We start from the raw sequence: 23,992 nt of genomic DNA, 5'->3' as shown, positions 1-23,992 counted from the left end.
TACAAAACAAAACTGCAGACATCGATCGATGTCTGCAGTTTTGTTTGTTTCTTTTTATGCTAACGCCACTCGAAAAATACCTCGTACATTCCCCTAATATCCTTTTCAACCAGCTGTTTTGCCTGATCGGAAAACCCCAGCTTCAAGGCATTCAGCACTGCTCGATGATTTCTGGCAGACTTTTTCAAAATAGGCTGCAGCTGTTCTTTGCCGATTTGATTTAATAAACAATGACGGTAATGGCGAAGCCGTAGTTCAATCGTCTCGTACATTCTAGAAATATGTGCATTTCCAGCAGCTTCGATCAGGATACGATGGAATTCATGGTCACATTCAGCATACCGCCAGCTGCCATCATTCAGATCAATCTGCTCGTATTCGACTGTCAATTCACTCAAACGCTCCAATTGTTTTTCATTGATATGACTACTTGCTAAAAAAACCGCATAGCCCTCAATGGCGATACGGGCTTCACAAAGTACCATGCTCTCCTCCTTTTGCATGCTCGAAACCGTATACGATTTCCCAGTCTTCCCCACTAGCAACTCTTGAAACAATTTGTCGAGTGCTTTTCGGACTGGTGTTCGACTAATGCCCAATTCCTGTGCGATTCGGCTTTCGTTTAATTTTTGATTGGGCATCAGATGCAAATGGATGATCTCTTCTCTTAAGAAAAGATATACCCGTTCTGTGATCGTATAAAAAGGATGGTCTTTTTCAATTTTTCTAAACCTTTCGATCTGAATCATTTCACTCACCTCGACTTCAAATCCATTTTACCACCTAAGAAAGCGTTTTCTCAACAGGCCATAAGGTTTTTTAATCCATGTTTTTGTCTCTTGATTAAACCGGTAATACTGAGTTTACACCGTAGCGGTTTTTTTTAGACACCTTTTCAGGTGATTCATTACACTTAAGGTGTTAGACCAACTATAATTGGAGGGTGATAAGAATGGATGCGTCAGTATTTCCGATCGAAGAAGTCAGAAACAAATTTCCGGCATTAAAACGAACACACCATGGCAAACCCGTCGCCTATTTCGATGGACCCGGAGGTTCTCAATTTTTAGAAAGTGCGATTGAGAAGATCAATGTGTACATGCGCAGCGGAGCGGCCAATCTACATGGAAATTTTCCTACTAGCCATGAAACCGAAGCCTTGATCCAACAAGCAAAAGAAGACATTGCAGCCTTGTTTAATGCCGATCCAACAGAAATCGCTTTTGGACCGAATGCAACTACCATGATGTTTCATGTGAGCCGCGCATTGGCTAATCAGTGGGAATCTGGCGATGAGATTCTTTTGACAGAGCTAGAGCATCATTCCAACATCGATTCCTGGCGCAGGGCTGCTGAGGATCGAAATGTCACCGTAAAATATGTCCCGCTGAATACAGAAACCTTAGAACTCGAACTGGATCAGTTGGATGAGTTGATCACGGATAGAACCAAATTAGTTGCCGTTGGCCATGCATCCAATTGTGTTGGAACGATCACTGACATTAAATATATTTCTGAGAAAGCCAAAAAAGTTGGAGCGTTGGTAGCAGTTGATGCGGTTCATAGTATACCTCACATGTATGCGGACATGCAGGAATTGGGAATCGATATGTTGTTCTCATCTGCCTATAAATTTTTTGCCGCACACGTTGGTATGGCTGTTATCCGCAAAGACTTATTTGAAAGTTTAGACATTTATAAAGTTGTGCCGGCACCTGGCAATGTTCCGGATCGTTTGGAAATGGGCACACAAAATCATGAAGGGATTCCTGCTGTATCTGCAGCGATCGAGTTTATCGCGAGCTTGGGCACTGGAGAATCCCTGAGAGACCGCCTGATGAGCGGCTATCGCACGATCGAAGTGTATGAGAACTTTTTAGCCGAACGGATACGTGAAGCGATGGCCTCCATAGAAGGCATTACCCTGTTCCAAAGTACGCAGCCCAAAACACCAACGATTGCTTTTCGAGCAGAAGGAATTACACCAAAAGAGTTTTGTATTCAAATGTGTGAAAACCATAGTGTTTTTATTGCTGAAGGAGATTTTTACGCACGGACGCTGGCTGAACGTTTAGGTATTGATCAGACCGGTGGATTTATTCGAGCAGGAATTGCACCTTACAACACTGTAGAAGAAGTGGATCGCTTCATTGAAGGGGTCAAAAGCATTATGGCGTCACTATAGACGGAGAGGTGGAAAAACAATGAGCAGATTATGGGATATGTTGAACGATTTAAAGTCAGCAAAGTATACATGGGTGGATCTCAGTCACCCAGTGAATAAAGAAACACCACATTACTCTGGGTACAACACGTTGGAAATGTATGAAGTATTTACCCATGAGGAACATACCGTTTGTGCAAGTGAGTATAAGATCGTCAGTCAATATGGTACCCACATTGATCCTCCTTCACATTTTGTTGAAAACGGAAGAACCTTGGATCAGATTGAACTAAAGGAAATGGTTTTGCCTTTGTGCATCGTGGATCTGTCTGAAAAAACGACAACTGATCATGATTATGCCTTTACGGTAGAAGATCTTAAAAACTGGGAGTCCCAGCATGGCGAACTCCCAGACGGCTGTTTTGTGGCGATTCGCACCAATTGGTCGCAGCGGCAAGGTGAAGCGTTCTTCAACCCTGATAAGGATGGTCAGCCGCATTATCCGGGTTGGTCGATCGAGGCTTTGAAATTTTTATGTGAAGAACGATCGGTCACTGCGGTCGGCCATGAAACTCCTGATACAGATCCGGCAATCGCCAACTTAATAGTGCCTTGGGCAGGCGAACGATATTTGCTGGAGCAGGACAAATACCAGATCGAAATGCTACGCAATTTGGACCAGCTGCCGGAAACCGGGGCAGTCATCAGCTGCAGCTTCCCGAACGTGACTGGTGCTCCAGGGTATACTGCGCGTTGTATTGCTATTTATGAAAACTAACTACTGTTACTAAAAAAACATCTTATTGCCGGAAGTCTTTTCACTTCTTTCGGCAATAAGATGTTTTTTGTTTTTTAGTTTTCAGTGCTCATATTATTGTCCTTCACGAGAACATCATGAGCGCCGCCTTCCACGATACTGGTTGAAGAAACCAAAGTGATTTTTGCATTTTTTTGCAGCTCGCGGATCGATAGCGCGCCGCAATTGCACATCGTATGGCGGACTTTGCTCAACGACACAGCTAAGTTGTCCTTCAAGGAACCTGCGTAGGGAACATAAGAATCTACTCCCTCTACAAAAGAGAGACCTTCCTTGCCGCCAGTGTCATAACGCTGCCAGTTTCGGGCACGGGCACTGCCTTCTCCCCAATATTCCTTCATGTAAGAACCATTGATGCTGACCTTTTCTGTTGGAGATTCTTCAAATCGAGAAAAATAGCGTCCCAGCATAATAAAATCAGATCCCATTGCCAGTGCCAAAGTCATGTGATAATCATGGACGATTCCACCATCACTGCAGATAGGAATATAGATGCCGGTTTCTTCAAAATACTCTTCTCTTGCAGCTGCGACATCTTGAACGGAGGTGGCTTGGCCTCGGCCAATCCCTTTTTGTTCTCTTGTGATACAAATGCTGCCGCCGCCAATACCGACCTTGATAAAATCGGCTCCTGCTTCGGCTAAAAAGCGGAACCCTTCCCGATCGACCACGTTTCCTGCACCAATTTTGACTGTATCTCCGTAGACCTCACGGACCCACTCGATCGTCATTTTTTGCCACTCACTGAAGCCTTCGCTTGAATCAATACACAAAATATCGGCTCCTGCCTCGATCAACGCAGGAATTCGTTCCTTGTAATCCCGAGTATTGATTCCTGCGCCGACAAAATAGCGCTTTTTGGAGTCCAATAGCTCTAGTGGGTTGTCCTTATGAGAATCGTAATCCTTGCGGAAAACAAAATACTTCAGGCGTTGATTTTCATCGATAATCGGCAAAGCATTTAATTTATGTTCCCACAGCAAGTCATTGGCCTCAGACAATGTGATTCCATCTTTCCCATAGATCAGCTGTTCAAAAGGTCTCATAAATTCTTTGATCGGTGTCGTAACTGACATTCTTGACACTCGATAGTCACGGCTCGTTACCAGCCCAACGATCTTGCCTTCTAATGTACCATCTTCGGTGACAGCGATCGTTCCATGCCCAGTCCTGCTTTTTAGATCTAGTACGTCCTGCAGGGTGCCGTTCACTGGAAGATTCGTGTCGCTTGGAACGAACCCAGCCTTGGTTTGTTTGACTTTGCGTACCATGGCTGCTTGCTCCTCGATCGTCTGAGAACAATAGATGAACGAAACACCGCCCTCCTTCGCCAAGGCAACCGCTAAATCACTGCCGGAAACAGACTGCATGACTGCACTGACCAACGGAATATTCATTGTTAAGGCTGGTTGTTCTCCCTGTGCATATTTTACTAAAGGGGTCTCCAATAAAACATTGTCTGGGATACAGTCTTTGGAAGAGTAGCCGGGAACTAAGAGGTATTCGCTAAAGGTTCGAGAAGGGGTGCTGTAATAGTAAGCCATAATTCAAACAATTCTCCTTTTTTGATCAATTTTAGATATTATAAACCATTTTTATGGAAATTCCATGGGAATTCTAAAATTATTTTCCTTCTTTAACCAAAGCATCAAAAAAAGGATCGATCAAGCTCTCATTCTCGATCGATCCTTTTTTCTAATCATCATTAAAAGGACGCTAATCCTCTTTTGTCAGTATTTCAAGTTTGCTGCCTTCATTTAAATGCGTTGAAAAAAAGATTGCCAACTCTTCCAAGGACTCATCAAATATCAGCATGGGCCCTCTTCGTTCATTACGAAAAAAGTTCATTCGAACGGACTGAGTGGCATCATCTTTGAACAAGACGACTCGCTCGATTTCCGAAAAGCTTATCCCTCGGTTATCGAAGCTGTGCAACACGATATGTGTTTCCGTCAATCCCCTCTTATCCATTAAAAAGCTCAGCATCACAAGGACAGCAAGTCCTGTTTGAATTTTTTCATCCAAGGTCGACACACCGGTCCACCCTATAAGGCCTACACAAGCTGCCAATACCGGGTAAAACCAATACCGGTTCTGATTGATCTTGGTAGGAATAACGATTGACCTGCTTACCAGCCAAAGATAGAGAAAAAGAATGACTGTAAATATCCCCAATAAAATCGTAAATAGACTCAAATCGTTCGCCTTCTATTACATTATGATATAAAACTTGAATACTTTGCAACCACCATGTTGGATTTATCATCCTTTTGTTCTTCGTCCACTTCCTGACAGGAATTTACACGAAGTACTGCACAGTTCGCCATTTTCGAAACGACTTCCCCCTCAATCGCCGCTTCAAAACCAATCGGGTGACAACGGTAGATCTTTCCTAGTTCAATCTCTTCTTCTTTCATTACATGAGCCCTCCAGTACCAGCAAATTCAGTTATTCGTCTAGCTTTTGGTTCAATATTAAAGGCCATTATACCCAACAATAGTATAGTTTACAATCGCTAGGAGAAAAAATACTCAAAAAAATCAAAACATTTCTATAATATTAATAAATCGATTCCTTTTACTAATAATTCTTTCAAAAAATGAGTGATTTCTTCCCTTATATTGAATTATTTTGGTACTATAATTTTGATAAAGGAGGTTTCGATCATGAATCAAACTTGGTTTTCACTCAGACGATCCAGTCGGATAAAAGCGGTTGTCCATCTTGTTTTAGGAACAGCTATTTTGCTCTGGCCGCAATCGATCTTTGATTTTTTCAGTTACATCTTGTTTTTCTACATGGTCGCCATGGGAGGGGTGCAATTGTATCGCAGTTCTCGTGAACAAAAAATCATCGAAGGAGTGGATTTCCAAAGGACGGGCGGTATCTTTTTATTGGTTGCTGCGTTTTTCATTTTAATCTTTGCCCGCGGGATCGTCAGCATCCTGCCTATCCTATTTGGTCTGATCATCTTACTATTTGCCTGTACACAAGCCGTGCAAAGCTGGAATGCCAGGATCCGCGGTTTTGCCAGTACTGGCCAGTTGATCTACAGCATCTTGATGATCATAGCTGGTCTATCATTGCTGTTCAATCCCTTCAACAGCTTGATGCTGCTCTTTCGTTTCTTCGGCTTTTTGCTAGTGACCATGAGCATCACTGAATTCAACCACTTTCGTCAAAATCGATAAAGGAGTCTCCGACATGAAATCAGCCCAAGACTTGTATCAATTCGCTCAAACCCATCAAATCCATTTCAATGCAAAAGAAAAAAAGGGAGTGTCTTTGTTTGAAAAATTTCTAACGGCCTCCCCAACTATTAATTATACGTTTTCCTTTATTGGCTTTCATAAATATGAGAGCTTCAAAAATCACGAAGGATTGACGGCATATGCCATCTCCGGCAACACCTTGTATGCCGTCAGCCAGAGAAACCACTATACCTATAATTTGTACCATTGCCAGAAAATCACCGGGCAAAAAAGGATAAACGGCATCAAATTGACTCTGGCTTTTCCAAAAGAGATCTTCAAGATCGATCTTGGTTTTGCCGATGGCGACCTCGTCGTTGCTGCATTAGAGCAAAGCCGAAAAAACAGTTGACTCAGACTCCTTTTTCTATTCAAACCAGCAGAGGCGTTCGCTATTTAACAACCATGACATTGCACGGCGCATGATTAACGACATACGAGGTGGTTGAACCGACGATCATTTGTTCGATCGCCCCCATGCCTGTTGCACCGATCATGATCAGATCGATCTTCTTTTCTTCTGCGTAATCAACGATCTTGCGTTTCGGACTTCCTGAAAAAATCTCTGTTTGATACTCGACTTGACCAATATCTGCTTTGCTGATCAACGTATCCATTTCGATTTCTGCATTGTTCATATGAAATTTAATGGCATCATTGATAAAAGCAGGATCGCCAACCGAATACTTAAAGTCAACAACAGACAGGATCGTCAATTTCCCTTGGTTTCGTTTTGCAACCTCGATCGCCTCTGTAAAAGCTTTCTCCGCTTGCGGTGATCCATCCACAGCTACAAGTATATTTTTGTATTCTTCCTGCATATAAATGCTCCTCTCTCACGTCTATCTGCTAAACAAACTTCTGCTAAACTCGTTTATTTAATTATACCTCACATCTGAAAAAACAAGAAATCAATGCTCAGATTATTTGAATGAAATAATTCTTGTCTTTTAAGCCATTTTTGATTAAGATTGTTAGAAAAGCATGAGAGAAAGGGTGAGTAAATGGAGAAGCAAGTGGTGTCGAATCAGCGCTTTATCCAAGGAGTGAAAGCCTGCATTCCGACGATTATGGGTTATTTAGGGATCGGGATGGCTATGGGAATTGTTGGGAAAGCTGTCGGCTTGACGATTTTCCAAGTCTTTTTGATGTCGGTGCTTGTGTATGCTGGCAGCGCCCAATTCATCATTTGTAGCCTTTTAGCTCTTCAGGCACCGTTGGCTTCCATTGTCTTCACTGTTTTTTTAGTCAACCTGCGCCATTTTTTGATGAGTTTGTCAGTGGCCAGCTACTTTAAGCAGGATTCTTTGTTGAACGGTATCGGCATCGGCACCTTGCTGACAGATGAGTCGTATGGGGTTCTAATGGCCACTTTAGCGAAAAAGGAATCAGTGTCGTCGGCTTGGACACATGGACTGAACCTCACCGCCTACCTTACATGGATCTTTTCCACGGTCTTAGGTGCGTTGCTGGGGAATTTTATTCCAGATCCCAATACGTTTGGTCTTGATTTTGCATTGACTGCTATGTTTTTAGGCTTGTTTTTATTTCAAGTCCAGCTGCCGCTAAAGGCGCAGCAGAAAAAGACGATTCTTCTCTTGCTAAGTACAGCAGCTTCGCTCTATGTATTGATGCGTTTCTTTTCTGCCGAATTGTCTGTGATTCTGTCAACCTTGTTAGGTTGCACGATGGGAGTGCTGATCAAAGATGAGTAATCACTATTATCTTTTTGTTCTTTTAGGCTGCATGCTGGTTACCTGGATTCCACGGGTTGTTCCTTTTGTGTTGGCCAGAGCGGTGGCATTGCCTCCGACCGTTGAGAAATTTTTGAGTTATATCCCCTTGACGATTTTGACTGCTCTGCTGTTTCAGAGCTTGCTGATTTTTAAAGCTGGACACTTTCCAGCTATTAAATTTCCAGAGGTCTTAGCCTGCATCCCTGCATTGATCGTGGGGATTCGCACCAATGATCTAATGAAAATCGTGATCACGGGAGTCATTGGGATCGCCCTGCTTCGTTTGATCTTGTGATCAGTCACTGTAAAAATTCAGAAAATGTTGCATTTCGGTAAAAACATTTTCTGAATTTTTTCTACGTTCCTTCTCAATCCATTTATTTTTTTCGACCATTCTTCAATTTTCCCCTCTTTATTTCTGATTCCGGTTCTAATTTCAAAAAAACGAATATTTTTTAAATGAACATGAATGTTGTATTACCAAAAAATCACCATTCTTTCATAATCTCTTCTCTTTTCATTTGCTACAATTACTAAAAAAGAAAGGGGTACGAGCGATGGATCATGGACTTGTGGCTGCAATCATTTTATACGCCATTTTTGTTGTAATGTCGATAATCTACTTGTATATGTTTCGTAAAGACAAGATGTTGATCCACGTGTATCTTTCTTTAGTGCCTACATTTATTTGTGTATTTCTATTGATGAATTATCATTACTATCAACCTAGCGGGGGAGCAAAAGTTCTAGGCATCCTCGTCTTCGTTTCAATTGCCTCTTCCATGCTGTACTGGCTGATTTTGACACTTTTTAAAAAAAGATAAGATTCCCAGATTGTTTAAGTTCTGGTTACTCTTTTGAGTATTCCATGCTATAATGTGAGATGTTCATTTTAAAGAGAAGTAGTAAGGAGTATTGCTATGGCAATTTTAATCACCATGATCATCGACATTTTAACAGCTGGGTTATTTATTTTCCGTATAGGGTCTACTGACCAGGTATTGATCTTGATCAGTGCAGTCATCCAATTTATGTTTTCTATTGATTTGTTTGCAGTAATGACACTGCGTCAAAAGCGAGTGCCAATCTCTGCGCCGCAGATTGATGAGACCACCCGACGGACCACAAGACAATACCGCAGAAAACGCGGTGGATTTTTTATCTTTCTTTCCTGGGTGATCGTCACTGGGATTATGGTCTATTATGTTTATTCGGCCCTGCTCCTATTTATTTAACATGGATTCGTAGTTTTATTTAGAAAAATAATTATGCCATGATATAAGGACTCGAAGGATTCGAGTTTCTTTTTTTTGAAATTTAATGAAAAATGGATGAAATGTAAATGAGAATCTGTTACAATTCTCAAAATAGCTTTTTTCTATTTGAGCTTGCGGCGACAATAGAGGTGAAAGACTGTGAGAGCATTTTTACATGATGTTAATCGAATCGTCGTCAAGATTGGGACAAGTTCCCTGATCCATCCAAACGGCAAGATCAATTTCTCCGGGATTGATCAACTGGCCTTTGTATTGACCGATTTGAACAATCTAGGAAAAGAAATCATTTTAGTTTCTTCAGGCGCCATTGGGGTCGGAATGAACAAATTACAATTGTCGGCTCGCCCTGCCAGTATTCCTGAACAGCAAGCGGTAGCAGCGGTAGGCCAATCCGAGTTAATGCATTTTTACAACCAACGTTTTCTAGCCTATAATCAGCAAACGGCACAAGTCCTGATGACACGAGACATCGTCGAGTTTCCTGCAAGTCGAAAAAACGTGATCAATACGTTGAACCAACTGATCAAAATGGATATTATTCCAATCATCAATGAGAATGACACCGTGGCAGTCGATGAACTGGACCATTCGACCAAGTTCGGAGACAACGACGAACTGTCGGCCATCGTGTGTCAATTGATCGATGCTGATTTGTTGATTATGTTGTCTGATATTGATGGGTTTTATTCGGATAATCCTAACAAAAACAAACAAGCAATTCTTTATTCGACAATCTCCGAGATCACGGATGAACTCATTGACCAGGCCAGCGATGCTGGAAGCAAATTCGGGACCGGCGGCATGATCAGCAAACTGAAAGCTGCAGAGCGGATCTTTGAAGCAAAAGGATCGATGGTGTTAGCCAATGGCAAGCCACCACGTATCATTTTCGATATTTTAGAAGGAAAAGAAGTCGGAACCTTGTTTAGGAGGGCCCAATAATGGATAACGTAATGGATCGTTTAGGTAAAAACGCAAAGCAGGCGAGTAAAACCCTTAGTCAGTTAGACACCAAAGCAAAAAATACTTGTTTGCAGCTGATGGCAGAAAAGCTAAGAAAGCACAGCGACCGGATACTAAGAGCCAATCAGAAGGATCTCGATAAAGCAAAAGAGAATCAGATCAAGTCAGTGATGATCGATCGGCTGCTTTTGACGGAGGAACGCATTGAAGCAATGGCTCAGGGAATCGAGCAGCTGATCGACCTGCCCGATCCGATCGGAGAAATCGAAAAGATGTGGCGCACCAAGGAAGGGCTGCAAATCGGGCGCCAGCGAGTCCCATTAGGAGTCATCGGAATCATTTTTGAATCCCGGCCCAATGTAACTACTGATGCTGCCACTCTTTGTTTCAAAACGGGCAATGCTGTCATTTTGCGCGGAGGCAAGGAAGCATTCCACTCCAATCAGGTATTGGTAACGATCCTGCAAGGCGCTTTAACCGAGTTGCAACTTCCCTCTTCTTGTATCCAATTTGTGGAAGACACTTCTCACGAGGTAGCCAACCAAATGATGCGTGCCAATGCTTACTTGGACGTCCTGATTCCTCGCGGCGGAGAAAATCTGATCAAACGTATCACTGAAAATGCTACGGTTCCGGTGATCGAGACAGGAACTGGAAATAATCATATTTACGTAGACGAACACGCTCAACTGAAAATGGCCGAGGAAATCATTCTGAACGCCAAAGTCCAGCGGCCGTCTGTGTGCAACGCGGTAGAAACCATTCTGATCCACAAAGCTGTTGCGGCAGAGTTGCTGCCTAAATTGGAAAAACGATTAGCCCCCCATCATGTGGTGATTCATGCGGATGAACAAGCTTTGTTGTTTTTAAACAAAGCGGTGCTGGCAACCGAAACAGATTGGGAAACAGAATATTTGGATTATGAACTTGCTGTCAAAATCGTGCAAGACGCAGACCAAGCCATTGACCATATCAACCGCTATCACTCAGGCCATTCAGACGCGATTATTACCGACAGTTATTCGATCGGCCAACGCTTTTTAAACGAGGTCGATGCAGCGGCTGTTTATATCAACGCCTCTACCCGTTTCACTGACGGCTTTATGTTCGGTTTTGGTGCCGAAATCGGTATTTCTACTCAGAAACTTCATGCACGAGGACCGATGGGGCTTGAAGAGCTGACCTCCACGAAATTTATTATTTACGGGGACGGCCAGATCCGCGAATAAAAAAGAAATCCTTTCTTTGCCTGTTCTTGAATTATAGGCAAAGAGAGGGTTTTTCACTTTCACAGCACATTTGAACAATTCAACAAATGACTTATTGAAGGAATTCATTAGCTGGAGCTTACCATTCTCAGAGTCAAATTGCGATCCTATTCAACAGTCAGCCCCTACTCTTACGTTTTCCATCGGTTTGGTATTCGTCAGCTCCTCGAGCAGTTGAAAAGTCATCGACAATAAATTTGCCTTTTTAAGCGTTCATTGTAACGATTGCGTTGCTTGTTTTCGCGCTTTTCTTTAATGATCGTTGCATCTGTCTTCTTTTCTTTTGCAAAGAAGCAATTAATCGATAGCCGTGTTGAGGAACTTACTGGCCTATTGAAAATAGACGAACTTAATTTATGACACAGTAAGTCAGAAATTGGCTTCATCCTCTTCGATTATCCTGATACAGCGCCTATTTACTCATAGACTTTTTCCTGAATAAAAATGTTTTAGTATCTAGTTTATTTAACTTTTTTTGTTGAAAAAATGTAAAAAATCTCCTTGTCTGATTTAGACAAAGAGATCTGTATTTTATGATTGTGGAGCCGGTTCGATATTCGCCATCTCTTCTTTTAAGAGCCGCTTATCGTAAGAACGAACGAATGGCAGATAGATGAAGAAAGAAACGACTACACAGATAACTGCACAAACGGCTGCTTTCCAGTCTCCCCCGCTGCCAATGAACGCCCCGACACCGACTGGAGAAGGCCAAGGCATCAAAGCAATAACCGGGCGGATAATTTCTAACTGGATCGCAAAGTAAGCAATACTTGCAGAAGCCATTGGAGCCAAGAAGAAAGGCAATGCTAAATATGGATTATAAATTAAAGGGACTCCGAAGATCAAGGGCTCATTAATATTGAAAATAGCTGGTACCAAGGCTGCTTTTCCTAGAACCTTCAATTGTTCTGATTTTGCCATGTAGACTAAGAAAAAGCAAAAGCCTAAAGTAGCCCCCGATCCGCCGACGGTCACAAAAGCATTATTGAATTCGCCTGCCAAAGGAATGTGTGCACCTTCTGCATTTAGAGCCATATTGCCTAACGTGATTGGTGTAATTAATGAGAAAATGATATTGGCTCCATGGATTCCCACCAGCCATAAAGCATGCACTAAGAAGTAGATCACCATGACCCCGATCCAGCTGCTGGTCAACTGAGTAACGAAGCCAAATGGAATGGCGATCAGTTGGAAGATATCTGTGTTGAAAGCCACCAGCACACCAACGATGATCAAAACCACAAAGGCAACTAAGAAGGCTGGGATCAATGCAGTAAACGCCCGAGAGACTCCTTCTGGTACTTGTTCAGGCATCCGAATGACCCAATGTCTAGCCACACAAAGGCGATACAGTTGCACGGTAATCACAGCCATAATGATGCCGGTAAAGATGCCAACTGTTCCCAAACGGGCGACCCCGTCGCCTCCAATTGCCCAACCGTTGATGATGTTTTCTTCCATCTCTGTTAGACGGACGACACTGCCGTTATCGATCACTAATTGTGGAATCGACATGAAGAAAGCGAACATCGAAAGCAGTGCTCCGGTAATCGGAGCCATGTTCAGCTCTTCCTCTTCTGCAATAATCTTCGTATACTCGTACCCTAATCCAATACAAAAATAAAGTGCTAAGATTCCCATTGTTGTGCTATTTGCCAACATATATAGTTCACTGATCTTAAAGAAGGTTGAATCAAAGATTCCTTGCAAGAAAGGAAACGTCATTGGGAGAATATTAAAGACTAAAAACATCGACCCTACGATCGTAAAAGGAATTGCGCCCATCCCGGCACCCATAATCGCTCGTACGATTTTGAACTGAGCCAGTTTCCCTAATGGTCCCATAATTGTTTTTTCTAAGAATGAAAATAATTTGCTGTTTGATCCGTCCATTATTCCGTTCACTCACTTTCTTAATTCATTTTGACAAACTCCTTGATGTACCCATAATGCTTGTCCTTTTGCCTATAAATTCTTTGAATGCGATGAAGACAAAAGGCAGACATGAAAATTCCTATCATTAAAACAGAAAAGATTGCTGCTTTAGCCTCAGAAGTTGCAGTTAGGAAAGGAAACAATCGCCGTATTCCACTATCCGTCAAACTCACCACCAGCAGAAAACCATTGAGTATCAATTGCACATATTGATAAAAGCTGTGATGTCTCAGCTTTTGCTGAACCTGGTCAGACATCTCTCCATACAATCTGGCATGATCCATGATTGCTGGTACGGCTAAGATGATTAAACTCAATGGCAACAATGCAGACCAACTGCGACCCATAAACAGCATTAGTAACCAATATAGATTGCTGAAAAAGAAGGCTGCCAAAAAGTAACGTAAGATTAAAAAGCGGTTGAAACGAAAATTCTTCAGTGCGGTTTCCTTTTTTAATTCTGCTGCTTCTCTTTTTCTCAAACCGTTCCGCTCCTTTTCTCTAATGGTTTACTGATTGGCGCTGATACAAAACCAGCATCTCTTCAGCTACTTCCTTCAACGTCATGGTGGTCATTAAATGGTCTTGTGCATGGACCATAATGATTTCCATCTCGATTTTTTCTCCATTGGCATATTCTTGCAGTAAACCTGTTTGAGCACGATGCGCGTTTACCAATGATTCGTTGGCATCTTCCAGTTTTTGCTGTGCTTCGGAGAATTTCTCTTCCCGCATCAATTGAAACGATTCATGGATCAGCGTTCGTCCATCTCCGCTGCTCAAAATAATTTCAAATGCGACCTCTTGCAATTTATTTGAATCCATCTCTTTTTTCACTCCTACCATTCCTCGGTTTATGAAAGTCGCTGAATCAACTGGTCGATAAAATCATCATAGGTTCGACTGCTGGAAAGACGTTGACGAAACTCGTCGTCTTCAATGATCGGTACCAGCATTTGACTAATTTTCTCTAATTCGACTCGCCCAAGTTTGTCCGGCGACAACAAAAATACTAATTGAATCTCTGGGTAATCCGCTTCCCAATACACCCCTTTAGGAACAACAGCTGCTGCTACATAGGCTTGTTCCGTGACCGCTTCAATCGGATGCGGCACAGCCAAGTAAGGCGAAAAGGCCACCGAACTATAACTCTCTCGCAACCGAAGTTGTTTTGCTACTGCTTCTTTTATGGGCTTTTCCTCAACCTTCTCCAACATTTCTATCAGCTGATCGAGTACTTCTTCTTTAGTCGAAGCGGTTTCCAAATGTAAAAATAGATCCGGGCGAAAACATTGATGAATCAATGCGATCTGATCGGCCAGTTTGTCTTGATCCTTATTTTTCGGTTGGTTGGATAGACAATTGAGCTGTTTGAATCCAGATAGTTCGGAATTGATTTTTTTAATATCTTCCTCGCCGACGAATACACTCACATACACGATTGGTGTATGGTGGATCACATTAGGCAGATTGATCGAGGAAATAATCAAATCGATCTGATCAAGATTTTGATCTGCGATCTCATAGTAGCTGATTACTTTTTCAATCACGATCTTTGAACCCATTTCCCGTTCTAAACGATTTTTGATCATCTGAGAACTTCCCAGCCCAGTGGCGCAAATCACTAATACCCGAGCCTTTTGCTCGTTGTGGTATCGTTCTACAGCAGCAGTGATATGAATCGTCAGATAGGCCCACTCGCCATCCGTGATTTCATGAGGTTGAAAGACCGGCATCTGTGAAAGATACTGCATCGTCAGATTTAGAAGGTCCTGATAATGCAGTCGGATTTCTTCCAACAAAGGATTTTCGATGCTCATTTGATTTTGCAGACGCAATAAAAAGGGGGTAAAATGCATCATCAATCCGTCAATCAAAATCGCGTCATTGTGCAGCTGGTACCCTGTTTCCAAATCAAAAGCTTTCAACGCTTCGATCAACTGTGCTTTGATTTCTGCTTCGCTATAGGTTGTTTTTTGATAGACTCTTTTTGCAGTGATTTTATTGCGCAAATGCAGAGCAATATAATTGGCCTCTTCTTGCGGAAATTCAATCAACATGCTTTCTGTGATGCGGTGAACGATCTTCAAAGCTGTTTCATATTCGACTGATTGCGAAGGAAGTTCGATCATGTTCGTGTATTCGATGTCAAAACCGGCCTGCAATCGCTTGATGGCAAGGCCAATATGGAGAACGATATTAAAGATGATAAAATCTGAAAGCTTCAATCGCGCTTCGCGGCACTCATCCAATACGATTATGACGATCTCCTCAATGCTGATGCCTTCCAATAAATTGGTATAAGTGGAAAAAGTATATAGATTGTCCTGCAGGCGCTCCAAAAAGAAATAATTCATAATAAAATGACGTATATTTTTTTCGTTGCCTACGACAAAGATTCCGCGATTGCTTTTGCTGCATAATTCGATCTCAAAAGGTTTTAACATCTTTTTTACCTCGACCAAATCATTGGAGATCGTTGAGCGAGAAACAAACAACTCATCTGCTAAATTATCGACATACACCGCCTTTTGCTCGAAAAACAATTGATTTAGGATATAATATTGCCGATCTTGTGCTTCATGGATCGCTCCCTTGTCTTTGGAACAAGGTTGTGTCTTTACTTGGCGTACATAAAAGAGTTCAAAATCATCCGTCTGGTCAATGATAAGGCGATACCCACAGCCTTGCTTTCCTTCGATCGTACCTAAGCCTTGTTCTTTCAACGTATCCTCTAATAAATGCAGGTATTTCCTCGCTGTTCGATCAGATACACCAAGTGCTGCTGCTAACTCCTGGCTGGTCAAAAAAGCTGGCTGGTGTTCATATAATAATTTCAGAATATGTGTTTCCTTTTTACTCAACATAGCGATCAACCTTTATTTAAATATTTTCTTCTACCAGCTTCGCCATCTTTTCGATTCCCATCGGAATAGGCACATAGGCTTGCGGGGGGATGTTTACAATCGGTTTATTAGTTTTGTTGGCTGCTTTTTCCAAGTTCGCAAAATACATTTTGGTCTGTGGACTTACAAGGTACAGATCATACTCATCTTTGGCGATCGTCGTAGCTCCTTGGGAAGCTGAAGTTGCGTCTAAGGTAATTTCTTTTCCATTGCTTTGTAAATGCTCCGTTGTCTTCTTCGCAATGACAGAGGATGACATACCCCCTGCACAAATAATCAATGCTTTTTTCATAGTGAATTCCTCCTGCTTTATCGTTTCGTTCGCTTTTTTTGGAACGTAATGCTAATGATCTAACTCTGCCCCGTTGGTAGCGATCACCTGTTTATACCATTCAAAAGAACGCTTTTTGCTGCGGTCTAGTGTTCCCTGGCCTTCGTTGTCTTTATCAACATAGATAAACCCATACCGTTTCTTCATTTCCCCAGTACTAGCAGAAACGAGATCAATGCAGCCCCAAGGCGTGTAGCCCATCAGCTGGACGCCATCCTCTTCAACCGCTCTGATCATTTGTTCAATATGTGCCCGCAGATAATCGATTCGATAAAGATCATCCACAGTCCCATCCTCTTCTTTGACATCGATGGCACCAAATCCATTTTCAACAATGAACAAAGGCAAACGATAATGATCGGTAAACCAGTTCATCGAGTAGCGAAGGCCCTCTGGATCAATCTGCCAACCCCAATCTGACACCGGGACAAATTCATTTCGAACCAAATCACGAGACTCGTCATATTCGAAGTGTTCATTTCCTTTTTGGTATTCAACGGCAAAGGACATGTAATAGCTAAAGCCGATATAATCGACTGTTCCCTTCTGTAGATCGACTTGATCCTGCTCGGTTATGTCCAGCTCAAACTCCTTGCGTTCAAAGTACGTCTTCATATACCTAGGATATTCTCCGAATACATGTACATCAGTGAAGTAATACCGTTTTTCCATGGCCTTTTGAGCCATCAAAATATCTTTCGGTTTGCAGGTTTTAGGATAAATCGGCACCATGGCGATCATACAGCCGATCTCAAAATCTGGATTAACTGTTTTGCCGATTTGAACGGCACGTGCACTAGCTACTAACTCATAATGGGCTGCCTGATACATAATCTGCTCGCGGTCATCCCCCTCCTGGTAGACGATCCCAGAGTTTGTGAATGGTGCAAAGTCCTCGTTGTAATTTGCTTGATTGTTGATTTCGTTGAAAGTCATCCAATACTTGACTTTCTTCTTGTAGCGTTTAAAGCAAACCTCCGCAAAACGAACAAAAAAGTCAATCGTTTTCCGGTTCGTAAAACCCCTGTATTTCTTAACCAATGCAAAGGGCAGCTCGAAATGTGATAAGGTCACCACAGGCTCGATGCCATACTTCAAACACTCATCAAAAAGGTCATCATAAAATTGCAGCCCTGCTTCATTTGGCTCTTGTTCATCCCCTTCAGGAAAAATCCGGCTCCAGGCGATTGAGGTGCGAAAACAGCGGAAGCCCATTTCAGCAAAAAGAGCAATATCTTCTTTGTAGCGATGATAAAAATCGATAGCTTCGTGGTTAGGGTAATTTTTCCCCTCAACCACCCCATCCGTGATTTCTCTAGGTTTTCCTGGCCCACCGAGTGTCATTACGTCAGCAACACTGACTCCTTTGCCACCTTCCTGCCAGCCGCCTTCCAATTGGTGGGCTGCCACTGCACCGCCCCATAAAAAATCCTTTGGTAATCTTGTCATTGCTTCACCATCCCTTTTCTTTCTATGGGTTAAGAATAATGGATAGCGCTTTCTTTTGGAATACAGATTCTTTCCTTAGCACTGCGGAACGTTTTTCATTAGAGATAAAAAAAGCTTAATAAGGTAGTTACCCATAAAACACTATTCAATCAAAATTTAATGTAAAAAGGTAAATTAAACCTTGCGGTCACAAAAAGCTTGTAGTTCTTATGTTACAAGCTTTTCTTATACAAATAAATGATATAATAAGCATAAACGAAAGGACGAAATGAAAATGAAAAAACTAACCGCCCTCTATAGCCGTTCAGCAACTGACGACAAGAAAGCTATAGATAAACAAACAACTAAACTAACCAATTATTGTGAAGCCAATAATATTCTAGATTTCAAGCATTATGTAGATAATAATCAAAGTGGAACATCGAAGAACCGTCCAGAACTTGACCAACTAATTAAAGATTTAGAAGACGGCAAAATAGATAGAGTAATTGTGACAAACATTTCTCGATTAAGTAGAGATATGCACCATTTTACAATGCTAATTAATTCTGCTATTGAAGCTAATAACGCTAAACTTATTACTTTAGATGATGATAAGTATAACTCAAGCGATTATACTTTGATTCATGATATTTTTGCAGATAAGACTACCTAACTAAATAATAAATGACAAAAGCGAAATAAAGCCTATAACCCTCACCGTTATAGGCTTTTTCTTATGCCATTTCTTAGGTTTTATCACACTTTCGTTTTACCATTAGAGTGTACCAACAAATAAGTAAAATGGAGGTTTTACACATGGTAAGACAAAGAGAAAAACGAAATCTAGAACAGTTACGAGAAATGGAGCAAATTCTTATCGGTTATGCACGCGTGAGTAGTACTGACGACCGTCAAAAGCTCGGACTAAAAGTTCAAACGGACGCTTTAAAAGATTGTGACATTATCTTTTCAGAGAAACAATCTGGAGACAACGACAACCGCCCCGAACTAACTCGAGCCATTAAACTAGCTAAAGAATTAACCAGTCAAGGTAAAACAGTCACTTTCAAGATTTACAAGCTTGACCGACTATCTAGAAAAATGTTTACTCTAGCCAACTTAATAGATGATTTTAACCAAAATGGTATAAAGCTCATTTCAATCCTAGAAAACATCGAAACCGACTCACTAACTGGACGTCTACTTTGTATTGTACTTGGTTACGTAGCAGAAATTGAACTCGAGAATATCCGCATACGGACTAAGGACGGCTTAAGGAAAGCTCGGGAAAATGGCGTGGTACTTGGCAACCCTTCTTTGACGGATAAACAAGAAACTGAAATATTGTACCTATACCAAATGAACACTATACCAATTTCACTAATTGCCAAAAGGTTAAAAGTGAGTGAAAGTTCGGTTTACAAAGTAGCCCGTAAATACGGCGTTTCTAGGCGAAATAACTCAAAAATAGCTATTAAAGTCTAATCGTATATGGTAAAATCTGATTGAAACCATTTCTTTCTCAGACGGTCGTCTGAAAAAGGTTCAATGTTTTGCAATTATACTTATATCTTAAATACTAATAATCGCTGATTTAACAAGGTTCTGGAGACTTTGTTAAATCGGTTTTTTTGTGTCTTTTTCAACATTTTTCTAACGACCGTTTGAAACAGTTAGCTAACGGAGGTGAAACCAAGCTTTTTAATGGTTTTTAAAAATCGAAAAAAGACGATATAAGGAGCGTGAAAAAGTCTTGAAACATACCCGTATGGAAAGACATGAGGAAAAGATTAGGGCAACAATTAAACGAAACAAGAAAATCATCACTTTTACAACGTTAGTTGGACTTATCTGTCCTGCAACACTCGGCACTATTCAAGCCTTAGCAGATGAAACAGCGCCACCAGTCGAACAGACAACCGAACAAACCACTGAACCAGTAACCGAACCTGTCACACCAGAGCAACCGATAAACGAAACCCCAAGCCAAGAGCCTGTAACCCCTGAACCAGAGCAAACAGCACCTATTGAACAAGTAACAGAGGTGCCAACTGACAGCACGCCAGTTCAAGCGCCTGTTACGGCTGAAACGCCAGTGAATACTTTGGAACAAACTCAAGCTATTACACCACTAAGCAACCCAACTGTAGTTGCCGAGTACCGAGCTAAACTAGCTAACTACCAAGCTCAAGCTAATCAGCTAGTAGCAGACGGCGCTACACCTGCTCAAATGGCAACTATTAACGCCTTACTTTCTGCTTTTGAAAGTAATATAAATAATTATGAAAATGACATTGGTGACGTACCAACAATCTGGTTAGCGGACATAGATAGCGGTATTATCCCAACACTTGAAACGGAAATTCAAACCGTGAGTGACCAGTTAAGCCAACCAGATTTAAGCGCCTTACATGCAAAATGGCAAGAATATATGACAGCTATACAAGCATTGTTAGATGAACTTGAAAGTAAAGTAACTGGCACAAGCTACCAAACAAGATATACAGCTTTATGGAACCGCTGGGATACGGCATCAATTACTGGCAATATGTTCCCTGAAAACGTTAGAGACCAAGCTTTTTATGATATTTGGTTGCCAGAACTAGCCAGTATTTTAGAAGACTTACAACAACTAAAAGCAGATATCTCTAGTGAACCGACTGTATCAGTAACTGGCGTAACACTAGCACCAATCCCAGAAATGGGAGAAGGTGGAACTTACCAACTAACAGCAACCGTAATGCCAGAAAATGCTACAAACAAGGACGTTACCTTTACTAGTAGTAACCCTAGCGTGGCTACAGTAGACGCGAACGGTATTGTTACTGCTATTTCAGAAGGAACATTCACTATTACAGTAACTACTGTTGACGGTGGTTTTACCGCTTCAACTAATGGAGTAGTGAAAGCAGATGATGGTAAGCCAATGAAAGATTTTGATTACACAGCAGTACTTGCAGCTATTGCTCGATATGATGCAATGGTAAAAGACGAGTACACACCCGAGTCATGGAAGGCAATGGAAGCTGAAATGATTAATAATGATGAAAAATTACATCTTATTGATTATTTAAGAAAATTACCTAATGCTGAAGGTACTGTTCCTCCAGGTTATGAAAATCAGTTTCAAACTGATTTAAATGCTTATGCTGCTAAAGCTCAATCCATTATGGATATGGCTATTAAGAAAGATGTGACGCCACCTAAAGACGTTGATAAATCTGGACTTGAGGAAGCCATTAAAAAAGGCGACCAAGCAATAAAAGACGGAAACTTGAAAGATGACAGCAAGCTAGTTACAGCTATTGAAGACGGCAAGAAAATCCTTAACGATGACAAAGCTACCCAAGCCCAAGTAAATGAAGCCGTTAAGAATATTACAGAAGCTATCAATGCTTTAGAAAAAGCAGACAACGGCGGTAACGGCAATGGCGGAAATAATGGCAATGACAATAACCAAAACGGCAATAACAACGGCTCAAACTCTAATAATGGTACTGGTAACAATAACCAAAATACCAATACTAACCAGAACAAAGCTAATAACAGTAACAACCAGTCTAACAAAAACAATACTAACAATAAAGACAATCTACCATTAACTGGTGATACCACCACCAACGGCTTACTAGCTGGCTTATCTATGGTTGGATTATCTGCTATTGCCTTGCTTAAGAGAAAAAGAAAAGCATAATACCAACTAGCACTAACAAGCTACAAAGAAGAAATACAAATATCTAACAAACAAGCCTTGTCACTACTAACAGCGACAAGGCTTTTACTTATCTATTTTGAGGCAAAGAAAAAGCCCTCGCTGGAATTAATCAGGGAGAGCCAGTCTAGGTACTATTCCAAGAGTTTAATTTCACTACATATAGCAAAAATTTCTTCTTCTGAGAATCCGAAAGAGTCGGCGATTGCTTTATCATAATTAAAAAAATCATCATCATTATTCCAAATCCGGTTATCGAACATTACCGATTTTATCTCTTCTTTTACTTCTAAAATTAACTCATGATTTTTTAGTTCAAGTGCGCTATATTGTTCATCAGTTAAATTAGCATATTCTAAGATAATAAAATCTGGAATATCCGAAGCCATCATTCGGCGAGCTACATTCTCTTTTGAAGTAGGTGCAATTCTTTGATAGATAATTTTACAACATGCTTTTCTTGCAATTTGCATCATTGTCATTAAAATCACATTCTTTCTATAAAATTAACCTACTTGCTACTAAGTAGGTCTCTTGTAAAAAACCTTACCCAGTAGCGGGTTAACTCATAAAAACAAATGTATTGTTAAAATTCAATCGCTTTTATAAAATAACATTTTTTGACAAAAAAGTCAAATTCATTAACAAAGTACCCAACACCTTAGCCCCGTATAAGGCTTGAAAATTCCTGTATAGATTTTTAAATAAATATTTTCTCTTTCTTTTAAGCTTTTTAGGATGTTATAGATTTCTATATCCTCTTCATTACCAACAGCAATTACTTCTTTTTCTTCAACGTTATTTATATCAATTCTTGCCCCTTCGAGGACTATAATAAAAAATTGACCTGTATATTGTGAAATGTATTGATCTAACCAACTACTGCAATCTACCAATGTCTCAAATCTACCAATAGATAACTTATATCTTCCATTATTTTCATTACTTCCTAGCTTTTCTTTTAATAAATCATCCATGTCTCTATCAAATAAAGAAGATGAAGGGTTAGTAAATCCGCGTAAAATAATTTTAGTATTCCAAATGTCTGTTTGTAGTAGAACTTCAATCTTTCCTATATGTCCTCCACGAATATGCGTGTGATTGACGAGAACAGTTCTCGCACTAATCCTACTATTCCATTCGATAAGATTTCTCATTCCCTCAATAGTATAAAAATTTATTTCTATAGAGCCATATGGGTAAGTATCTATACTTCGGTTTCCACAAAAAGGATGAACATGTTCCATATCAGTTATGATCAACTCATATTCTAGCAAATCATAAATAAACTTTTGATCTTCTGTTATACGTGATTTTAATGATATATGTTTTCGCTCAACTTCCTTTTTGGGAGGGCTTATATAATTACTAACTAGCTTAAGAGTTACAATAAATAAAATTGCAACTATATCATAAGGGTTTCCTTTATTACTAAATAGTAGTTGCTCATATTTTTCATCTAAATTGTTAAAAAAAATCTCTTTATTCTTTACTTTCTCAAAAAACTTCTCAGCTACTGTTTTGCAATCAAAAGCCAGATGTTCCTCTAGTCCGTTATATTCAACATTAATATTTTCAATATCTTTAAGTTTTTTCGAGATTTTTTTATATTGTTCTTCGATTTTCTCTATTTCTATCTCTCTATAATATGTCTGTGGAATCCCTCTGTTACGTTTTATCTTACCTTGAATAATCCGCGACCATCCAGAAATACTTACTTCTTCAAAATCAGTTATTTTTCTGTTTTTTAAGGAACTTAATAATAATCTGCAAAAACAATTAAAAAAATCTTCTTGTGGAGTCCATCTTTGACTTTCATCAACTGAATAATGAAGCCAACGCATTAAAATGCCAAATCTGAAAGCGTCCATTCTTTCAGCTCCTTTCAATGTATTTCAAATTTTAAACAAGAATAGCATTGAAAAACTTGAAACTTAACGAAATGATTTTATCATGGTTTGAAATGAAATCCTCTTATAAAGTATAAATATGAACAACAGATAGCTAGCAAACTTACAAAGTTCATAAAATCACACACCTTATATTATATCAATTCAAAAGCGCATTGTCTTGATATATCAGGAAGGAGCTTTCACAATGCTAAAACTCGTTGTCTTTCTACCGTACTTCATATTAGTAATAAGCTTCATGATTTACTTCTACAAATCAAGCAAGAAATTGTAAACCATGTAATCACTCTT

The 23,992-nt window shown here is 40.5% G+C and carries 26 protein-coding genes; 13 read left to right on the top strand and 13 right to left on the bottom strand.

Going from position 1 to position 23,992, the window contains the following annotated elements; all coding sequences use genetic code 11:
• Nucleotides 1-59 precede the first annotated feature (59 nt).
• Nucleotides 60-749 carry a GntR family transcriptional regulator gene (locus NRIC_RS07485; protein WP_146622078.1) on the bottom strand — a complete coding sequence of 230 codons (690 nt, stop codon included), beginning with the start codon at nt 747-749 and terminating at the stop codon, nt 60-62.
• A 203-nt stretch (nt 750-952) separates the two neighbouring features.
• Between NRIC_RS07485 and NRIC_RS07480 the strand changes: the two genes are divergently transcribed.
• A complete protein-coding gene (locus NRIC_RS07480; RefSeq protein WP_146622077.1) occupies nt 953-2,185 on the top strand; it encodes a cysteine desulfurase-like protein in 1,233 nt (410 codons plus the stop codon).
• 19 nt (nt 2,186-2,204) lie between these two features.
• Nucleotides 2,205-2,942: a cyclase family protein gene (locus NRIC_RS07475; RefSeq protein WP_146622076.1), complete on the top strand. Its 738-nt coding sequence runs from the start codon at nt 2,205-2,207 to the stop codon at nt 2,940-2,942.
• A gap of 74 nt (nt 2,943-3,016) precedes the next feature.
• Here NRIC_RS07475 and NRIC_RS07470 read toward each other — a convergent pair whose 3' ends face one another.
• The 3 genes from NRIC_RS07470 to NRIC_RS07460 all read right to left on the bottom strand — a co-directional run bounded on the left by NRIC_RS07470 (nt 3,017) and on the right by NRIC_RS07460 (nt 5,398).
• Complete coding sequence (locus NRIC_RS07470) at nt 3,017-4,525, bottom strand: IMP dehydrogenase (protein ID WP_146622075.1); 1,509 nt, start codon at nt 4,523-4,525, stop codon at nt 3,017-3,019.
• Nucleotides 4,526-4,697: 172 nt separating this feature from the next.
• On the bottom strand, nt 4,698-5,177 hold the full coding sequence (locus NRIC_RS07465; RefSeq protein ID WP_146622074.1) for a hypothetical protein: 480 nt from the start codon (nt 5,175-5,177) through the stop codon (nt 4,698-4,700).
• A 20-nt stretch (nt 5,178-5,197) separates the two neighbouring features.
• Nucleotides 5,198-5,398 carry a hypothetical protein gene (locus NRIC_RS07460; protein WP_146622073.1) on the bottom strand — a complete coding sequence of 67 codons (201 nt, stop codon included), beginning with the start codon at nt 5,396-5,398 and terminating at the stop codon, nt 5,198-5,200.
• Nucleotides 5,399-5,647: 249 nt separating this feature from the next.
• On the opposite strand from NRIC_RS07460, the gene NRIC_RS07455 reads away from it, so the two are divergent.
• On the top strand, nt 5,648-6,172 hold the full coding sequence (locus tag NRIC_RS07455) for a DUF308 domain-containing protein (RefSeq protein WP_146622072.1): 525 nt from the start codon (nt 5,648-5,650) through the stop codon (nt 6,170-6,172).
• A 13-nt stretch (nt 6,173-6,185) separates the two neighbouring features.
• A complete protein-coding gene (locus NRIC_RS07450) occupies nt 6,186-6,584 on the top strand; it encodes a hypothetical protein (RefSeq protein ID WP_146622071.1) in 399 nt (132 codons plus the stop codon).
• Between the two features lie 40 nt (nt 6,585-6,624).
• Here the strand turns inward: NRIC_RS07450 and NRIC_RS07445 are convergent, their stop codons facing one another.
• Nucleotides 6,625-7,053, bottom strand: a complete 429-nt coding sequence (locus NRIC_RS07445) for a universal stress protein (RefSeq protein WP_146622070.1) — start codon at nt 7,051-7,053, stop codon at nt 6,625-6,627.
• Nucleotides 7,054-7,236: 183 nt separating this feature from the next.
• On the opposite strand from NRIC_RS07445, the gene NRIC_RS07440 reads away from it, so the two are divergent.
• The 6 genes from NRIC_RS07440 to NRIC_RS07415 all read left to right on the top strand — a co-directional run bounded on the left by NRIC_RS07440 (nt 7,237) and on the right by NRIC_RS07415 (nt 11,437).
• Nucleotides 7,237-7,947: an AzlC family ABC transporter permease gene (locus tag NRIC_RS07440; protein ID WP_146622069.1), complete on the top strand. Its 711-nt coding sequence runs from the start codon at nt 7,237-7,239 to the stop codon at nt 7,945-7,947.
• Nucleotides 7,940-8,263: an AzlD domain-containing protein gene (locus tag NRIC_RS07435; RefSeq protein ID WP_146622068.1), complete on the top strand. Its 324-nt coding sequence runs from the start codon at nt 7,940-7,942 to the stop codon at nt 8,261-8,263. The genes NRIC_RS07440 and NRIC_RS07435 overlap by 8 nt, the downstream gene beginning before the upstream one ends.
• A 262-nt stretch (nt 8,264-8,525) precedes the next feature.
• Nucleotides 8,526-8,792 carry a hypothetical protein gene (locus NRIC_RS07430; RefSeq protein ID WP_146622067.1) on the top strand — a complete coding sequence of 89 codons (267 nt, stop codon included), beginning with the start codon at nt 8,526-8,528 and terminating at the stop codon, nt 8,790-8,792.
• Between the two features lie 96 nt (nt 8,793-8,888).
• On the top strand, nt 8,889-9,203 hold the full coding sequence (locus NRIC_RS07425; RefSeq protein WP_146622066.1) for a hypothetical protein: 315 nt from the start codon (nt 8,889-8,891) through the stop codon (nt 9,201-9,203).
• Nucleotides 9,204-9,383: 180 nt separating this feature from the next.
• A complete protein-coding gene (gene proB, locus NRIC_RS07420; protein ID WP_146622065.1) occupies nt 9,384-10,187 on the top strand; it encodes a glutamate 5-kinase in 804 nt (267 codons plus the stop codon).
• Complete coding sequence (locus NRIC_RS07415; RefSeq protein ID WP_146622064.1) at nt 10,187-11,437, top strand: glutamate-5-semialdehyde dehydrogenase; 1,251 nt, start codon at nt 10,187-10,189, stop codon at nt 11,435-11,437. Before proB ends, NRIC_RS07415 begins: the two co-directional genes overlap by 1 nt.
• Before the next feature lie 570 nt (nt 11,438-12,007).
• On the opposite strand, the gene celB is transcribed toward NRIC_RS07415, so the two are convergent.
• The 6 genes from celB to NRIC_RS07385 are packed head-to-tail and all read right to left on the bottom strand — an operon-like array spanning nt 12,008 to nt 18,097.
• Nucleotides 12,008-13,369, bottom strand: a complete 1,362-nt coding sequence (celB, locus tag NRIC_RS07410; RefSeq protein ID WP_146622063.1) for a PTS cellobiose transporter subunit IIC — start codon at nt 13,367-13,369, stop codon at nt 12,008-12,010.
• A gap of 20 nt (nt 13,370-13,389) precedes the next feature.
• On the bottom strand, nt 13,390-13,893 hold the full coding sequence (locus NRIC_RS07405; RefSeq protein ID WP_146622062.1) for a hypothetical protein: 504 nt from the start codon (nt 13,891-13,893) through the stop codon (nt 13,390-13,392).
• A gap of 19 nt (nt 13,894-13,912) precedes the next feature.
• Complete coding sequence (locus NRIC_RS07400) at nt 13,913-14,236, bottom strand: PTS cellobiose transporter subunit IIA (RefSeq protein WP_146622061.1); 324 nt, start codon at nt 14,234-14,236, stop codon at nt 13,913-13,915.
• A gap of 29 nt (nt 14,237-14,265) precedes the next feature.
• Nucleotides 14,266-16,278 carry a BglG family transcription antiterminator gene (locus tag NRIC_RS07395; RefSeq protein ID WP_146622060.1) on the bottom strand — a complete coding sequence of 671 codons (2,013 nt, stop codon included), beginning with the start codon at nt 16,276-16,278 and terminating at the stop codon, nt 14,266-14,268.
• Between the two features lie 16 nt (nt 16,279-16,294).
• Complete coding sequence (locus tag NRIC_RS07390; RefSeq protein ID WP_146622059.1) at nt 16,295-16,609, bottom strand: PTS cellobiose transporter subunit IIB; 315 nt, start codon at nt 16,607-16,609, stop codon at nt 16,295-16,297.
• A 51-nt stretch (nt 16,610-16,660) separates the two neighbouring features.
• Nucleotides 16,661-18,097, bottom strand: a complete 1,437-nt coding sequence (locus tag NRIC_RS07385; RefSeq protein ID WP_146622058.1) for a 6-phospho-beta-glucosidase — start codon at nt 18,095-18,097, stop codon at nt 16,661-16,663.
• Between the two features lie 274 nt (nt 18,098-18,371).
• Between NRIC_RS07385 and NRIC_RS07380 the strand changes: the two genes are divergently transcribed.
• The 3 genes from NRIC_RS07380 to NRIC_RS07370 all read left to right on the top strand — a co-directional run bounded on the left by NRIC_RS07380 (nt 18,372) and on the right by NRIC_RS07370 (nt 21,773).
• Nucleotides 18,372-18,752 (top strand): recombinase family protein, encoded by a 381-nt coding sequence (locus NRIC_RS07380; RefSeq protein ID WP_175580022.1) that lies wholly within the window; start codon nt 18,372-18,374, stop codon nt 18,750-18,752.
• A gap of 143 nt (nt 18,753-18,895) precedes the next feature.
• Nucleotides 18,896-19,564, top strand: a complete 669-nt coding sequence (locus NRIC_RS07375) for a recombinase family protein (protein ID WP_146622056.1) — start codon at nt 18,896-18,898, stop codon at nt 19,562-19,564.
• A gap of 268 nt (nt 19,565-19,832) precedes the next feature.
• Entirely contained in the window at nt 19,833-21,773 is a 1,941-nt protein-coding gene (locus NRIC_RS07370; RefSeq protein ID WP_146622055.1) for an Ig-like domain-containing protein, read from the top strand.
• 152 nt (nt 21,774-21,925) lie between these two features.
• On the opposite strand, the gene NRIC_RS07365 is transcribed toward NRIC_RS07370, so the two are convergent.
• Together NRIC_RS07365 and NRIC_RS07360 are read right to left on the bottom strand one after the other, a co-directional pair.
• Nucleotides 21,926-22,273, bottom strand: coding sequence for a hypothetical protein (locus NRIC_RS07365; RefSeq protein ID WP_146622054.1), 348 nt, complete (start codon nt 22,271-22,273; stop codon nt 21,926-21,928).
• Nucleotides 22,274-22,432: 159 nt separating this feature from the next.
• A complete protein-coding gene (locus NRIC_RS07360; protein WP_146622053.1) occupies nt 22,433-23,662 on the bottom strand; it encodes a hypothetical protein in 1,230 nt (409 codons plus the stop codon).
• Nucleotides 23,663-23,992 lie beyond the last annotated feature (330 nt).

The sequence above is a fragment of the Enterococcus florum genome (assembly GCF_004309355.1).
In the GTDB taxonomy this organism is placed as follows: Bacteria; Bacillota; Bacilli; order Lactobacillales; family Enterococcaceae; genus Enterococcus_A; species Enterococcus_A florum.
The sequence above is the reverse complement of the archived record's forward strand: the minus strand, read 5'-3'. Positions and strand labels throughout refer to the sequence as shown.

Bases quoted from the DNA above. Each gene is read 5' to 3' on its own strand.
- NRIC_RS07440 (WP_146622069.1), top strand. From the start codon at position 7,237: ATGGAGAAGCAAGTGGTGTCGAATCAGCGCTTTATCCAAGGAGTGAAA.
- NRIC_RS07475 (WP_146622076.1), top strand. From the start codon at position 2,205: ATGAGCAGATTATGGGATATGTTGAACGATTTAAAGTCAGCAAAGTAT.
- NRIC_RS07480 (WP_146622077.1), top strand. From the start codon at position 953: ATGGATGCGTCAGTATTTCCGATCGAAGAAGTCAGAAACAAATTTCCG.
- NRIC_RS07360 (WP_146622053.1), bottom strand. From the start codon at position 23,662: ATGGACGCTTTCAGATTTGGCATTTTAATGCGTTGGCTTCATTATTCA.
- NRIC_RS07425 (WP_146622066.1), top strand. From the start codon at position 8,889: ATGGCAATTTTAATCACCATGATCATCGACATTTTAACAGCTGGGTTA.
- NRIC_RS07445 (WP_146622070.1), bottom strand. From the start codon at position 7,053: ATGCAGGAAGAATACAAAAATATACTTGTAGCTGTGGATGGATCACCG.
- NRIC_RS07380 (WP_175580022.1), top strand. From the start codon at position 18,372: ATGAAAAAACTAACCGCCCTCTATAGCCGTTCAGCAACTGACGACAAG.
- NRIC_RS07385 (WP_146622058.1), bottom strand. From the start codon at position 18,097: ATGACAAGATTACCAAAGGATTTTTTATGGGGCGGTGCAGTGGCAGCC.
- NRIC_RS07470 (WP_146622075.1), bottom strand. From the start codon at position 4,525: ATGGCTTACTATTACAGCACCCCTTCTCGAACCTTTAGCGAATACCTC.
- NRIC_RS07455 (WP_146622072.1), top strand. From the start codon at position 5,648: ATGAATCAAACTTGGTTTTCACTCAGACGATCCAGTCGGATAAAAGCG.
- NRIC_RS07485 (WP_146622078.1), bottom strand. From the start codon at position 749: ATGATTCAGATCGAAAGGTTTAGAAAAATTGAAAAAGACCATCCTTTT.
- NRIC_RS07365 (WP_146622054.1), bottom strand. From the start codon at position 22,273: ATGACAATGATGCAAATTGCAAGAAAAGCATGTTGTAAAATTATCTAT.
- NRIC_RS07395 (WP_146622060.1), bottom strand. From the start codon at position 16,278: ATGTTGAGTAAAAAGGAAACACATATTCTGAAATTATTATATGAACAC.
- celB (WP_146622063.1), bottom strand. From the start codon at position 13,369: ATGGACGGATCAAACAGCAAATTATTTTCATTCTTAGAAAAAACAATT.
- NRIC_RS07430 (WP_146622067.1), top strand. From the start codon at position 8,526: ATGGATCATGGACTTGTGGCTGCAATCATTTTATACGCCATTTTTGTT.
- NRIC_RS07390 (WP_146622059.1), bottom strand. From the start codon at position 16,609: ATGAAAAAAGCATTGATTATTTGTGCAGGGGGTATGTCATCCTCTGTC.
- NRIC_RS07450 (WP_146622071.1), top strand. From the start codon at position 6,186: ATGAAATCAGCCCAAGACTTGTATCAATTCGCTCAAACCCATCAAATC.
- NRIC_RS07460 (WP_146622073.1), bottom strand. From the start codon at position 5,398: ATGAAAGAAGAAGAGATTGAACTAGGAAAGATCTACCGTTGTCACCCG.
- NRIC_RS07415 (WP_146622064.1), top strand. From the start codon at position 10,187: ATGGATAACGTAATGGATCGTTTAGGTAAAAACGCAAAGCAGGCGAGT.
- NRIC_RS07435 (WP_146622068.1), top strand. From the start codon at position 7,940: ATGAGTAATCACTATTATCTTTTTGTTCTTTTAGGCTGCATGCTGGTT.
- NRIC_RS07375 (WP_146622056.1), top strand. From the start codon at position 18,896: ATGGTAAGACAAAGAGAAAAACGAAATCTAGAACAGTTACGAGAAATG.
- NRIC_RS07400 (WP_146622061.1), bottom strand. From the start codon at position 14,236: ATGGATTCAAATAAATTGCAAGAGGTCGCATTTGAAATTATTTTGAGC.